The following is a 13,738-nucleotide window of genomic DNA, read 5'->3' on the forward strand; positions in this document are numbered from 1 at the left end:
CGGGCCCTGCGCCCCCCGGGGCCGCTTCAGCCGAGCCGTACCCTCGCCAGCTGCCTCGACTGCGCCACCAACCGGTCCGCGCTGTCCCAGACTTCCGCGTCCTCCTCCAGGAAGCCGCCGGCGAGGTTGCGGGTGGTGATGGACACACGGAGGGGGCCCGGCGCCGGGCGGCAGCGGATGTGGACGGTCAGTTCGACCGTCGGGACCCAGCCGGAGATGCCGATCTCGAAGGCCGTCGGGGGCAGCGCGTCGACGGCCAGGAGGAGGGAGAGGGGGTCGGCGTCGCGGCCGTCCGCGAGACCGAACCAGGCCCGCATCTCGCCCTTGCCCGAGGGCTGCCCGAGTGCCCAGCCCAGGGTGGACGGGTCGAGCTTGAGCATCAGGCGGTCGGCGATGGCCGAGCTGCCGTCGACGGGGGCGGGGCCGTCCTCGGGGCCGAAGCAGTGGTCCATCGGCGGGATCGCGGGCGGCTCGGCCGTCGTACGGACGTCGTCGGGGAGGGAGCCGAGGTCGCCGTAGGAGGCGAGGACGCGGATGCGTTCGATCTCGCGGCCCTGCTCGTCGTACTGGAAGAGCGAGGCGGTGCCGGTCGACAGCGTTCGCCCCGTGCGCACCACGTCGGTGCGGACGACCGCCGGGCCCGGCTGGGAGGCGGTGAGGTAGTGCGCGGAGATGGTGAACGGGTCGCCGTGCGGGAGCGCGTCCGCGAGGGCGCGGCCGAGGACGGCCAGCAGGTAGCCGCCGTTGACGGCGCTGATGATCGTCCAGCCGGCGGACAGGTCGATGTCGTAGACGCCGGCTTCGCGCAGGGTCAGCGCGGTGTCGCGGTCGAACTCGCTGTCGCCGATCGTGGCCCGTGGGGCCGTCGGGGCAGAGGCTGCTTCTGGCATGGATGAACGGTACAACAGCTAACTACTAAGCGGTAGCTTTTTCCTCCGAGTGAGGGCGCAACCCCTTTCCGGCAAGGGATCACCCCCTTTCCGGCGGGGGTGCACAGCCTTCGAACGAGATGTGCGCAACTTCTCAGCAAGTGCCCCGGCTCGCCCGAAACCCGAAGCCCGCTCTGCCCCTCTATGAGGACATGAGTCTCACCGGGACCCCGTTCCTCTACACGTTGATCGCGCTGTGCGTCGTCGCCGTCGCGCTGCCGCTGGTCCTGTGGTCGCGGGTGCGCGGGCCCAAGGTCGTACGGGGCGCCGCCCGGGTGCTGATGCTGCTGTTCGCCCAGGCCACGGCGGTCGCCCTGGTCTTCACCATGGTCAACAACTCCAACCAGCTGTACGACAGTTGGGGCGATCTGCTCGGCACCAGCGACCATGTGCACGAGGCCGCCGATCTCGGGGCGAGCGGCACCGGCGGGATCGCGCTGGAGAAGCTGCCCAAGGTGCGGCAGACCTTCAAGCCGGCCAAGGGGCCGGGCATGCGCGCCGAGGGCGGGGTGCTCGTCACGCAGCTCAAGGGCCGGGTCTCCGGAGTGCACGCCGAGGTCAACGTCTGGCTGCCGCCGCAGTACCACGAGCCCGCCTACCGCAATCACCGGTTCCCGGTCGTCGAGGTGCTGCCGGGCTTTCCGGGCTCGTCCAAAGCCTGGTACGGCACGATGGACGCGCCACAGCAGCTGGCGCCGCTGATGCGCAGCGGGCAGGTCGAGCCGTTCATCATCGTCTCGCCGCGCACCTCGCTGCTGCCCGGCGTGGACACCGGCTGCGCGAACATCCCGGGCAAGGTGAACGCCGACAGCTGGCTCAGCGTCGACGTGCCGAGGATGGTCATGGACAACTTCCGCGCCCAGGCCGCGCCGGACGGCTGGGCGGTCGCCGGGTACTCGGCGGGCGGGCACTGCGCGGCCAAGCTCGCCGTCGCCCACCCCGACCGCTTCCGGGCCGCGGTCAGCCTGTCCGGCTACAACGACCCCGTCGCCGTGAGCCAGTCGCTCGCCGCCAAGTCCCCGGCGCTGCGGGCCGCGAACAACCCGTACGTCCTCCTCAAGAAGTCCCGTGTCCCGCCGCGCGTGGCGCTCTACCTCTCCGGTCAGCCGAAGGACGGTTACGAGGCGGCCATGGCCGTCGAGCGGGCCGCGAAGGCGCCGACGACCGTGAACGCGGTCTTCATCCCGAGCAGCGCGGGCGGTCACACCATGGCGCTGTGGAAACCGCAGGTGGTCCCGGCGTTCCGCTGGCTGAGCGAGGTGATGGGGCCCCGGCAGCAGACCCGTACGGCGCCGGGGACTAGTCCTCTCGCACCGTCGACCGCCGGTTCCAGGCCCGCGGAGCTCGCCAGTGGAACCGCATCGCGAGAAGCCGCAGCACAAAGGCCGTGACGGCCGCGAGCGTGCTGGTGAAGGGGGTCAGGGCGTCGTAGTGGATGCACAGGACGGTCATCGTGGCGCCGACGATCGCCGGGACCGCGTACAGGTCGCGGTCCCAGCGCAGCAGTGACGGCACCTCGTTCGCCAGGACGTCGCGCAGCACACCGCCGCCCACAGCGGTCGCGAGGCCCAGGGCGACGGAGGCCGTGAGGTTGAGGCCGTAGTCGTACGCTTTCGTCGTCCCTGCGACGCAGAACAGGCCGAGGCCCGCGGCGTCGAAGACGTTCACACCGGTCTGGATGCGCTCCACGTGCGGGTGGAGGAAGAAGACCAGGAGCGCGGCGAGCAGCGGGGTCAGGAAGTACCCCAGGTCCGTGAACGCGGCCGGGGGCACGGCCCCGATGACCACGTCCCGGAACAGCCCGCCGCCCAGGGCGGTGACCTCGGCGAGGACGGCGATGCCGAAGACGTCGAAGTTCTTGCGGACGGCCAGCAGCGCGCCGGAGATGGCGAAGACGAAGATGCCGATCAGGTCGAGCGTGTGCTGGACGGACGGGCTGAACAGTTGCTGGAGCACCCGCATATTCTCGCTCAGCGCGAGGCCCCCGCCTTGCAAAGGAAGGCGGGGGCCCGGGCTGGGTTACTTCTTTTCGTCCGGAGTTTCCGCAGTGGACTCCGCGGAGGCCTCAGCCTCGGGGGCCACAGCCTCAGGGGTCTCGTCGGAAGTCTCGTCCGCCGGTGTCTCCTCGGAAGCCGCAGCCGCCGCCGGCGTCTCCTTGGAAACCGGAGCGTCAGCGGGCGCCCCCTTGGAAACCGGAGCGTCCGGGGCATCCCCCGTCGGCACCAGCTCCGCGGCCTCCTTGGCCACGCTCAGCAGCACCGTGTCCTGCGGCTGCTGGTCCTCGAAGTTCTCCGGGTGGTGGCAGGCCACCCGCTGGCCGGGCCTCAGCTCCAGCAGCGGCGGCTCCGCCGTCCGGCAGATCTCCGTCGCCTTCCAGCACCGCGTGTGGAAACGGCAGCCGCTCGGCGGGGAGATCGGCGAGGGCACGTCGCCGCGCAGCAGGATGCGCTCGCTCTTGGCGCCCCGGCGCTTCGGGTCCGGCACCGGCACGGCCGACATCAGAGCCTTGGTGTACGGGTGCATAGGCGCCTCGTACAGCGAGGTGCGGTCGGCGAGTTCGACGATCTTGCCGAGGTACATCACCGCGATCCGGTCCGAGACGTGCCGGACGACGGACAGGTCGTGGGCGATGATCACGTACGTGAGGCCGAGCTCCTCCTGGAGGTCGTCCATCAGGTTCACGACCTGCGCCTGGATCGACACGTCCAGCGCGGACACCGGCTCGTCCGCCACGACCAGCTTCGGCTTCAGGGCGAGTGCCCGGGCGATACCGATGCGCTGGCGCTGACCGCCGGAGAACTCGTGCGGGTAGCGGTTGTAGTGCTCGGGGCTCAGACCCACCAGCTCCAGGAGCCGCTGGACCTCCTTCTTCACCCCGCCCTCGGGCTCGACGCCCTGGAGCCGGAACGGCGCCGAGACGATGCCGCCGATGGTGTGCCGGGGGTTCAGGGAGCCGTACGGATCCTGGAAGATCATCTGGATGTCCCGCCGCAGCGGACGCATCCCGGCCGTGCTCAGCCGCGTGATGTCCTGGCCCTCGAAGTGGATCGAGCCACCCGTCGGGTCCTGGAGCCGCGTGATGACCCGGCCCATGGTCGACTTGCCGCAGCCGGACTCGCCGACCACGCCGAGGGTCTCGCCCTTGCGCACCTCGAAGTCGATGCCGTCGACCGCCTTGACCGCGCCGACCTGACGCTGGAGGACGCCCTTACGGATCGGGAAGTGCTTCTGCAGGCCCTCGACCTTGAGCAGCACCTCACGCTCGTCGGGAGCGGAGCCCTGGGCAGGGATCGTGGCCGCGCCCGGTTTCGCCGCGCCCGTCCTGGCCTCGTCCGTTTTCTTCGTCTCACTCACAGCTTCGGCGCAATCTCTTCGGTCCAGATCCGCGTACGGTCCTCCGCCGAGAGGTGGCAGGCGGAGAAGTGTCCACTGCCGACCGGCTGGAGCTCCGGGCGCACGGTACGGGTGACATCGCCCTTGGGGATGTCCGCGTACGGGCAGCGGGGATGGAAGGCGCAGCCCGAGGGGACGTTGATGAGGCTCGGCGGCTGACCCTTGACGGGGATGAGCCGTTCGGAGGTCTCACGGTCGATGCGTGGCATCGAGCCGAGAAGGCCCCAGGTGTACGGGTGTTGCGGCCGCTCGAAGACGTCGTCGACGCTGCCGCGCTCCACGCACCGGCCGCCGTACATCACCAGGACGTCGTCGGCGATCTCGGCCACCACGCCGAGGTCGTGGGTGATGAGGACGACCGCGGAGCCGAACTCCTTCTGCAGGTCCCGGATGAGGTCGAGGATCTGCGCCTGGACGGTCACGTCGAGGGCGGTCGTCGGCTCGTCCGCGATGAGCAGTTCGGGGTTGTTGACCAGCGCCATGGCGATCATCGCGCGCTGGCGCATACCGCCGGAGAACTCGTGCGGGTAGCTGTCGACGCGCTTCCCGGGCTCGGGGATGCCGACCCGGTCGAGCATCTCGACAGCCCGCTTGCGCGCGGTCTTCTTGTTGACGTCGTGGTGGACCCGGTACGCCTCCACGATCTGGTTGCCGATCGTGTAGTACGGGTGCATCGCGGACAGCGGATCCTGGAAGATCATCGCCATCTCGCGGCCGCGCAGCCGGCGCACCTCGTCCGGCTCGGCGGAGATCAGCTCCTTGCCGCCGAGCCAGATCTCGCCGGACATCTGGACGTTCTTGCCGCGTGCCCCGAGCCGGTGCAAGCCCATGATCGCCAGCGAGGTGACGGACTTGCCGGAGCCCGACTCGCCCACGATGCAGAGGGTCTTGCCCTTCTCCACCTGGAAGGTGAGGCCGTCGACGGACTTGACCAGGCCGTCGTCGGTGGGGAAGTGCACCTTGAGGTCTCGGACCGCGAGGAAGGCGTCGGACCCGTTCGAGGGTGAGCTCGTCGGCTCGCCCACGGCGGCACCGGTCTTGGAGAGTTCGGTCACGAGAGCCTCACGCGCGGGTCGGCGGCGGCGTAGAGCAGGTCCACCAGGAGATTTGCGATCACGACGAAGAAGGCGGCCAGCAGGGTGACGCCGAGGATCGGGGGCAGGTCGTTGTCGGTGATGCCCTGCACCGCGTACTGGCCGATGCCGGGCAGCGAGAACACGGTCTCGGTGATCACGGCGCCGCCGAGCAACAGGCCCAGGTCCATACCGAAAACGGTGATGATCGGGGTCAGCGCGGCCCGCAGCCCGTGCCGGGCCACGACCTTGCGCTCGCGCAGACCCTTGGCACGGGCCGTGCGGATGAAGTCCTCGTTCATCGTCTCCAGCATGCCCGAGCGGGTGAGCCGCGCGTAGATGGCGGAGTACAGCAGGGCCAGCGAACACCAGGCGGGGAAGAGCGTGTTCGCCCATTGCGCCGGATTCTCGGTGAACGGTACGTAGGTTCGGCCGAAGATCGGCCATTGGAAGGTGAAGAGGAGCAGCGCCAGGTTGCCCGTGAAGAACATGGGCAGCGAGACACCGGCCAGCGCGACGCCCATGAACGCGCGATCGAAGAAGCTGCGGGGCCTGAGGGCGGAAATCACGCCGATCAGCACACCGGACACCAGCCACAGCACGGCGGCGCCGCCGGCCAGCGAGATGGTCACCGGCAGGCGCGAGGTGAGCTGCGGCCACACCTCGACGTGGTTCTTGAAGGAGTAGCCGAAGCACGGCGCGTTGCACTGCGTCGTGGTGGGGCCCAGGTCATAGGTGGCGCCGGCCACAATCCCCTTGATGAAGTGCCAGTACTGGACGTACAAGGGCTGGTCCAGACCGAGGTTCTGCTTGACCGCGGCGATGTCGGCCTTCGTCGGGCTCTTTCCGATGTACTGCTGCGCCAGCTGGTCGGCGGTCTGGCCGGCCATCCGTGGCAGCAGGAAGAAGATCGCGAAGGTGACCGCGGTGACGACCAGCAGCAGGATCACTGCCGCCAGCGTCCGACGGAGGATGTACGAGATCACGGGGACCGGCGCTGGTGCCCGCGGGCTGCTGAGCCCGCGGGCACCAAAGCCTTCACCTGCCTTCCGGGGCTACTTCTTGGTCGTGCCGATGTTGAGGTAGTCGTACTGACCGCTGAAGGCCGCCGTGGACACCAGGTTGGTGAAGTTGGCGGGGCGGTACAGCAGGACCTTGAAGTAGGTCAGGGGGACGAGGACAGCCTGGTCCATTGCACGCTTGTCGATCTCGGCGTACATGCTGTTGCGCTGGGCCTCGTCCTCGGTGGCGATGGCCTTCTCCAGCATCTCGTTGATCTGCTTGTCATCGATGTACGAGAGGTTGGTGTTGCCCGAGGCACCGATCGCGTCACCGTGCAGGATCTGCTGCAGGAAGCCGTAGCCGCCCGGCCAGTCGGCACCCCACTGCATCATGTGCAGACCGATGTTCTGCTTCTTGTCGAACGCCGGCACACCCGCGTAGTCGGTGAAGTACTTGCCCGACGGGTACTGCTTCAGGCTGGCGTTGATGCCGACCTTCTTCAGCGAGGCGATGATCGCGGTGGCCGCGTCGATCTCCTGCGGGCGGTCGCTGCGCGCCGAGATGTTGGTGCTGATGGTCGACTTGCCGCAGGCCTTCAGCTGGTCCTTGGCCTTGGCCGCGTCGCCCTTGTTGCCGTCGGTCGCGTAGACGTCCGCCTTCTGGTAGCCCGGGATGTCCGGCGGAAGGACGGTGGTGGCGATGTCACCGCGGATCGGGCCGCCCTCGGCGGTCTGCACGGAGACCTTGTCGATGGCGTACTGGACGGCCTTGCGGCACTCGACCTTGTCGAACGGCGCGACCTGGGTGTTGATCGCCATGTAGACCAGGCGGCCACCGTAGGTGTTGTCGGTGTTGGCCTTCAGGTCGGGGTTGTTGACAACCTTCGCCTGCGTCGCGGCCTGGACACCGGTACCACCGAGGTCGATCGCGTCACCGGACTGGACGTCCTGGTCGATCGTCTCGGCGTTGACCTTGAGCTTGACGACGATCTTGTCCGGGTACTGCTTGCGCAGCGGGTCCGTCTTCGGGTCCCAGTTCTTGTTGCGGACGAGGACGGCCTGCTTGCCCTCCTCGTAGCTCTCGAACTGGTACGAGCCCGAGGACACGATGCTCTTGACGTAGTCGATGCCCTTGTCCTTGGCCTGGGGCACCGGTGCCGTCTGCGGCGTCGCCACCAGGTAGTCGAACTCCTGGAAGGCACGGTTGAGCTTGAAGACGACGGTGGTGTCGTCCGGCGTCTCGATGGACTTCAGGCCCTCGGCGCTCTTGTCCTTGTACGGACCCTTGTACTTGTCGCCGCCGTCGAGGAACTGCTGGAAGTAGTTCGGGCCGAGGGAGAGCACGTCACGCGCGAAGTTGGAGCGCGCGACGGCGTACTTGACGTCCTTCGAGGTGATCGGCGTGCCGTCCTGGTACTTCAGGCCCGAACGCAGCTTGTACGTCCACGTCTTGCCGCCGTCGCTGGCCACGCCCGCGCTCGCGGCGAGGTCCGGGACCAGCGTGTTGCCCTCCTCGCCCGCGCCGGGCTTGAAGGTCATCAGCGGGCGCGCGTAGAGCCGGCTGAGGTTGTACATGTACGCGTAGTACGTGTTGCCGGGGTCGAAGGAGTCCGGGACGTCCGAGTACTCGTACGTGACCGTCCCACCCTTCTGGGTGGAGGCGTTGACGACACCCTTGGTCGCTGCGTTGGCCCCAGCCGACTTGTTTCCGTTGTTGTCCGAGTTGTCATCGGCCTTGCTGCAAGCCGAAAGCAGCAAGCTCGCACTGCCGATGGCCGCTACCGCGGCCAGCGCTGACCTTCGCATGATGGTCTGCTTCCCCTCCATTGTTGGAATTTTGGGACTCTCGCAGCGGCCGCTGGTCAGCGGCTACGCGGATCGAGAGCGTCACGGAGACCGTCGCCGAGCAGGTTGAACGCCAGGACGGTCACGAAGATGGCGAGACCAGGCACGATCATGAACTGCGGGTCGACCTGGTAGTAGTCGACCGCCTGGTTGATCATGCCGCCCCACGAAGCCTGCGGAGGCTGGATACCGACGCCCAGGAAGCTCAGGGACGCCTCGAAGAGGATGTTGGTCGGGATGAGCAGCGTCGAGTAGACGATGATCGGGCCCACGAGGTTCGGCAGCAGCTCCCGGAAGAGGATGTACGGCCCCTTGGCCCCCATCCCCCGCGAGGCGTCGACGAACTCCCGCTCGCGCAGGGCCAGTGTCTGGCCCCGGACAATGCGGCCCAGATAGGGCCAGTTGAAGAAGCCGATGACGAAGATCAGCACGCTGATGTGCAGCGGCAGGCCTTCCAGGCCGAAGGCACCGCCCTGCAGGGTGGCGGAGATGGCGATCGCGAACAGCAGGAGAGGGAACGCCAGGAAGGTGTCCATCAGGCGACTGATGATCGTGTCGACACGTCCGCCGTAGTAGCCGGCCACGACACCGAGGACGGCGCCGATCGTGTTGGACAGGATCGTGGCGCCGAAGGCGACGACCAGCGAGACCCAGGAGCCCTCCAGGATGCGGGTGGCGATGTCCCGGCCGAACTTCGGCTCCACACCGAGCGGGTGCTCCCAGCTCATGCCGCCGAAGTCACCCTTGGGCAGCGACGTGTTGGGGTCGATCAGATCCTGGTTGAGGGCGTTGGGGTCCAGACCGAACATCGCCTGGATGGGGCGGGAGAGGATCGCGAGCAGGATCAGCAGGATCACGATGACCCCGCCGGCCACAGCCACCTTGTCCTTCTTGAACCGGGACCAGGCGATCTGGCCGAGGGAACGCCCCTCGATCTGGCTCTTCTCGACGCCGGCGAGAACGGCCTCGGGCTGCGCTCCGGCCTCCGCTCCGGTTGTCTCGATCGGTGCGGTCACAGTGAGATTGACCCCTCTCGGCCGGCGGTTGCCGACCCCCCTGGCTGCCGCTGTAGCGGTTGCTTCCACTCGTACACAGGACCGACCGGCCCGTGTCTTGCCGGGAGTCTTCAACGCTTTGGCGATCTGTTGCCAGAGCTGGCGGGGAAAGGATGCGCAACCGTGATGCTGTCTGAGGGGTTCCGTTATCCGAACAGTGGGTATCGGCCGCCGGACGGGGGCCAGTTGGGGCGTATGAGGGCGGACCGGGACCTTCCGATCGCATCTACGCGCGGAGATCGACCTGGGAAACCGCAGTCGACGACCCTTTGCACCTACGACAGTCGGGTTGCCGACCGATCGGCAGGTTAGCCGACGAATGATCAGTAACGGCCCTGTGCCGGTGGGTAGCCGTAACCGGCCGCCGGTGCCTGCGCGGGGGCGGCGACGTGTGCCTCGCGGTCGTAGAACGGGCGGGCGCTCGCTCTCATCCACATGGCGACCGGGTCGTCCTCGTCGGACATCGCCACGGTCGAGACCGGCAGCCCGTCGGGGACCGCGCCGATCGACTGCGACATCATCGAGCGCACCGAGTCGACCGCGGGCGGGCTGGTGTCGTACACGTCGAGCCCGATGGCGAGATACGGCGCACCGAGCGCCGGCTGCACCCAGGCGCGGCGCAGCGCGCGGACCGCCGGGGTGCGGTGGGCGTTCTGCGCGAGGAGGGCGTAGAACTGCGGGATCTCGATGCCGGGTTCCGACAGGCGCAGCGGTCCGGCGGGCTGGCGGTCCAGGCCGGTGGCGATGCGGCGCAGGTCGAGCCACGGGATGCCGACGCCGCCGCCCGGGGCGTGCGGGTTCAGCCAGAGGCCGTAGTGGTCCGGGTAGAGGGTGCGGGCCACGTCGACTCCGTCGACGACCTCGTAGCTGCGGTTCCAGCCGCTGGCCGACAGTTCCTGGGCGGAGGTGACGCACGGGGCGTAGCCGTAGCCTTCGACGTCCATGTTTCCGTACTGGGCGTCCGGGGAGCCGCCCTGGCCGTGCCACAGCAGCATCCAGACCTGGCCGGAGGACGGGGTCGCGAGGGCGCGCAGGAGGGCCTCGTAGGCGTCGTAGCGCCCGGGCGTCACCTGGCGCAGCATGTGCTCGACCTGTCCGGTCGAGGTGGTGCCGCTCGCGCTCACCTTTTACCGCCCCTTCGGGAAACATGGTTTTGTCGCCCAGCTTAGGCGGTCCGTGGGAGGAAGCCGCGTAGTGCTCGGGACTTGGTGTGGACTGCGGAGTGCGGGTGGTTCGTGGTTGATCGCGCGGTTCCCCGCGCCCCTTTCAGGGGCGCTGCGCCCTGGGGACGTTCAGTGGCCCCGCTGGTAGAAGGGGCGCACCTGCCGGCGCATCCAGGCGATCACCGGGTCCTCGGCCACGTCCAGCAGGACCAGGTTGACCGGCCACGGGAGCGGGGCGCGGCTGAGGGCCCGGGCCAGGGCGTCCATGGGTGCGGCGCGCAAGTCGCCCTCCCACAGGGAGAGTTCCACGCCGACGAACATCACCGGGTCGGCCGTCTCGATCGACGCGAGGCAGCGGCGGGCCGTCGTGACCACGCCGGTTTCGGCGAACTCGGCGGACGCCACCGCGAGGAAGTCGATCGGGTCGTCCTGCCAGTCGGGCTCGTACAGCTTGACGCGGCCCCCGGAGGTGAGGCCGTCCAGCGGGGTGCGGCCCACGCGGCAGAGCTCGGCCACCGCCGCCGGGGGCAGCGGGGCGCCGACCACGCCGTCGGGATTGACGGCGATGCCCACCTGCGGCGGCAGACCACGGGCGAACTCCACCGCGGGGGCGATGGTGAACGACATGTGGGAGCCGACGACCTGGCGGAACTGTTCCTCGGAGCTGAAGACCGGCACGTAGGCCTGGCCCTCGATCTCCACCGTCGGCAGATCCAGCGGGCCGCTGGACGGGCCGCCGCCGCTGGGCAGGGGCACCCAGACGAAGCTGCGGCCCAGTACCTCGATGATCCGGCCGCCGGCCGAGGGAAGGCCGAGGGAGGCCGAGAGCACCTCCTCCAGTTCATTGCCGGGCCACCCGCCGTGGGAGTGGAGGTGTGCCCCTGCCGGGAAGTCCGCGGGGAGTTCCGCTGGGAAGTCCATCTACTCTCAACCGCCTGCTGTGAACCGCTGCTGTGGCTCAAAAGGCTAGCGGGTGCCCGTCATGTACAGGTCCTCGGCCGGTCAGCCCGTGAACCCGATCCTGCGCAGGACGCCCGCCGCCTCCCGGTCGATCAGCACCGCCGAGCCGCATCCCGGGGGCAGATGGCCCTTCTCCACCGAGCGCAGGAGGTGGGCCGCGGCCCTGCGGTGGCGCAGGAAGGCGTACCGCGAGACGCCCCGGCCACGCTCGCGCTGGCCCTCCAGGGCCGTGTCCGGGGCGACGTCGAGCAGCAGCAGGTGCAGGGTGCCGCCGCGGCGGCGGGCCTCGCGGGCCAGCCAGGCGCGCACCCAGGCCTGCGTACCGCAGTCGTGCACGACGACGCCCTTGCCGGAGCGCACGGCGCGGCGCAGGCCGGCGTAGTGCGCGAGTCGGACCAGGGGGCGGTAGACGGTGTAGGGCAGGAAGCGGGGCATGCGGGCGGCCCAGCGGTCCCGGGTGTCCTGGGAGTCGATGCGGGCGCCCTTCACCGTCCGCCGCATCAGCGTGGACTTGCCGCTGCCGGGCAGCCCCGTGATCACGACGAGGTCCTCGGGGCCGAAGAGCAGCGCGTGCGGGCTGTGGCCGGAGCGCTCGCGGAGGTCACGGACCACCGGTGCGACGCGCGTGCCCTGAGCCTCGACGGCCGGGGCCGCGGGCTGCTTGGGCAGCGCGATGCCCGACGTCGTGGCGTACGCCGTGGTGCGCTTCACCGTCATCGTCCTCCTCCGGTTCAGGATTCCCCATCCCCACTGAGCGTAAAGAGAAGGTAATGGATGATCACTCGCATTTTCGTTCACTTCCTGCCACAACCCCGTTACAGACGTGGCCTGCCGAAGACGAGCCGGGCGTGCAATGATGTCCGCGCCAACTGCATACCGGCCGTTTGAATCCGCGCGGGAGAGTTCCCAGCAGTCCATCGCTGGGGCGCCGAAGGAGCAAGTCCCTCCCTTGAATCTCTCAGGCCCCGTTACCGCGCGGGCGAGGCACATCTGAAAAGCGAGTCCCCCTCTTCGTCGAGAAGAGGCGTGACTCCACCCAAGGTGCAAGCCGTGACCTGGCCCTCGCCGGTCATGGCGAACCTCTCAGGTTCCGATGACAGATGGGGAGGAACGACCTCGCCCGTCATGCCTTGGGAGAAAACCGTCCGATGAGCAGTACAGAAGAACTCCGTCACACCGCGCTCGATGCCCTGCATCGCTCGCTCGGCGCGACGATGACCGACTTCGCCGGCTGGGACATGCCCCTGCGCTACGGCTCCGAGCGCGACGAGCACAACGCCGTGCGCACCCAGGCCGGGCTCTTCGACCTCTCCCACATGGGCGAGATCACCGTCACCGGCCCCGCCGCGGCGGCCCTCCTGAACCACGCCCTGGTCGGGAACATCGCCTCCGTCGGCGTCGGCCGCGCCCGCTACACCATGATCTGCCGGGCCGACGGCGGCATCCTGGACGACCTGATCGTCTACCGGCTCGCCGAGACCGAGTACATGGTCGTCGCCAACGCCTCCAACGCCCAGGTCGTGCTGGACGCGCTGGCCGAGCGGGCCGCCGGCTTCGACGCCGAGGTCCGTGACGACCGGGACGCGTACGCCCTGCTCGCCGTGCAGGGACCGCAGTCCCCCGGCATCCTCAAGTCCCTCACGGACGCCGACCTGGACGGCCTGAAGTACTACGCCGGTCTGCCCGGCACCGTCGCCGGTGTCCCCGCCCTCATCGCGCGCACCGGCTACACCGGCGAGGACGGCTTCGAGCTGTTCGTGAAGCCGGAGCACGCCGTCGAGCTGTGGCAGGCGCTGACCAAGGCGGGCGAGGGCGTCGGCCTGATCCCGTGCGGCCTGTCCTGCCGGGACACGCTGCGGCTGGAGGCGGGCATGCCGCTGTACGGCCACGAGCTGACCACCTCCCTCACGCCCTTCGACGCCGGGCTCGGCCGGGTGGTGAAGTTCGAGAAGGAGGGCGACTTCGTCGGGCGCGAGGCGCTCGCCGAGGCCGCCGACCGTGCCTCGCAGAACCCGCCGCGCGTCCTGGTCGGCCTGATCGCCGAGGGGCGTCGCGTCCCGCGTGCCGGGTACCCGGTCGTCGCGGGCGGCGAGGTGATCGGCGAAATCACCTCCGGTGCACCCTCCCCCACGCTGGGCAAGCCCATCGCGATGGCGTACGTCGACGCGGCGCACTCCGCGCCGGGCACGGCCGGGGTCGGCGTGGACATCCGCGGCAGCCACGAGCCGTACGAGGTCGTGGCGCTGCCCTTCTACAAGCGGCAGAAGTAGCTCCAGAAGTAGAGACTGGCAGCGGCCAATGGTGAGCCTGCGCACATTT

Annotated in this window: 12 protein-coding genes and 1 riboswitch; of the genes, 2 read left to right on the top strand and 10 right to left on the bottom strand. The window is 69.1% G+C overall.

Annotation, left to right across the window (positions count from 1 at the left end; genetic code table 11):
• Nucleotides 1-26: 26 nt before the first annotated feature.
• Entirely contained in the window at nt 27-890 is an 864-nt protein-coding gene (locus tag OG331_RS16930; protein WP_328879058.1) for a thioesterase family protein, read from the bottom strand.
• Nucleotides 891-1,081: 191 nt separating this feature from the next.
• On the opposite strand from OG331_RS16930, the gene OG331_RS16935 reads away from it, so the two are divergent.
• Nucleotides 1,082-2,320, top strand: a complete 1,239-nt coding sequence (locus tag OG331_RS16935; protein WP_406196939.1) for an alpha/beta hydrolase — start codon at nt 1,082-1,084, stop codon at nt 2,318-2,320.
• Here the strand turns inward: OG331_RS16935 and OG331_RS16940 are convergent.
• The 9 genes from OG331_RS16940 to OG331_RS16980 all read right to left on the bottom strand — a co-directional run bounded on the left by OG331_RS16940 (nt 2,229) and on the right by OG331_RS16980 (nt 12,136).
• Nucleotides 2,229-2,885 (bottom strand): trimeric intracellular cation channel family protein, encoded by a 657-nt coding sequence (locus OG331_RS16940; RefSeq protein WP_328879060.1) that lies wholly within the window; start codon nt 2,883-2,885, stop codon nt 2,229-2,231. The genes OG331_RS16935 and OG331_RS16940 overlap by 92 nt on opposite strands.
• Before the next feature lie 63 nt (nt 2,886-2,948).
• The gene (locus OG331_RS16945) at nt 2,949-4,283 is read right to left on the bottom strand and encodes a dipeptide ABC transporter ATP-binding protein (RefSeq protein ID WP_406196942.1); all 1,335 of its coding nucleotides are present in this window, start codon (nt 4,281-4,283) and stop codon (nt 2,949-2,951) included.
• Nucleotides 4,280-5,377: an ABC transporter ATP-binding protein gene (locus tag OG331_RS16950; RefSeq protein WP_406196944.1), complete on the bottom strand. Its 1,098-nt coding sequence runs from the start codon at nt 5,375-5,377 to the stop codon at nt 4,280-4,282. The genes OG331_RS16945 and OG331_RS16950 overlap by 4 nt, the downstream gene beginning before the upstream one ends.
• Nucleotides 5,374-6,381: an ABC transporter permease gene (locus OG331_RS16955; protein WP_406196947.1), complete on the bottom strand. Its 1,008-nt coding sequence runs from the start codon at nt 6,379-6,381 to the stop codon at nt 5,374-5,376. The genes OG331_RS16950 and OG331_RS16955 overlap by 4 nt, the downstream gene beginning before the upstream one ends.
• A 69-nt stretch (nt 6,382-6,450) precedes the next feature.
• Nucleotides 6,451-8,223 carry an ABC transporter substrate-binding protein gene (locus tag OG331_RS16960; RefSeq protein ID WP_406196950.1) on the bottom strand — a complete coding sequence of 591 codons (1,773 nt, stop codon included), beginning with the start codon at nt 8,221-8,223 and terminating at the stop codon, nt 6,451-6,453.
• A gap of 35 nt (nt 8,224-8,258) precedes the next feature.
• Nucleotides 8,259-9,257 carry an ABC transporter permease subunit gene (locus OG331_RS16965; RefSeq protein WP_391397719.1) on the bottom strand — a complete coding sequence of 333 codons (999 nt, stop codon included), beginning with the start codon at nt 9,255-9,257 and terminating at the stop codon, nt 8,259-8,261.
• A gap of 362 nt (nt 9,258-9,619) precedes the next feature.
• Complete coding sequence (locus OG331_RS16970) at nt 9,620-10,420, bottom strand: enhanced serine sensitivity protein SseB C-terminal domain-containing protein (RefSeq protein ID WP_406196954.1); 801 nt, start codon at nt 10,418-10,420, stop codon at nt 9,620-9,622.
• Nucleotides 10,421-10,588: 168 nt separating this feature from the next.
• Nucleotides 10,589-11,380, bottom strand: coding sequence for an enhanced serine sensitivity protein SseB (locus OG331_RS16975; RefSeq protein WP_406196957.1), 792 nt, complete (start codon nt 11,378-11,380; stop codon nt 10,589-10,591).
• An 81-nt stretch (nt 11,381-11,461) separates the two neighbouring features.
• Nucleotides 11,462-12,136, bottom strand: a complete 675-nt coding sequence (locus OG331_RS16980; RefSeq protein WP_406196959.1) for an AAA family ATPase — start codon at nt 12,134-12,136, stop codon at nt 11,462-11,464.
• 168 nt (nt 12,137-12,304) lie between these two features.
• Nucleotides 12,305-12,403, top strand: a riboswitch (glycine riboswitch).
• A gap of 164 nt (nt 12,404-12,567) precedes the next feature.
• Here OG331_RS16980 and gcvT point away from each other — a divergent pair.
• Nucleotides 12,568-13,689 (top strand): glycine cleavage system aminomethyltransferase GcvT, encoded by a 1,122-nt coding sequence (gene gcvT / locus OG331_RS16985; protein ID WP_406196961.1) that lies wholly within the window; start codon nt 12,568-12,570, stop codon nt 13,687-13,689.
• Nucleotides 13,690-13,738 lie beyond the last annotated feature (49 nt).

Origin of the sequence: Streptomyces sp. NBC_01017 (assembly GCF_045162795.1) — a bacterium.
GTDB classification, from domain to species: Bacteria; Actinomycetota; Actinomycetes; order Streptomycetales; family Streptomycetaceae; genus Streptomyces; species Streptomyces machairae.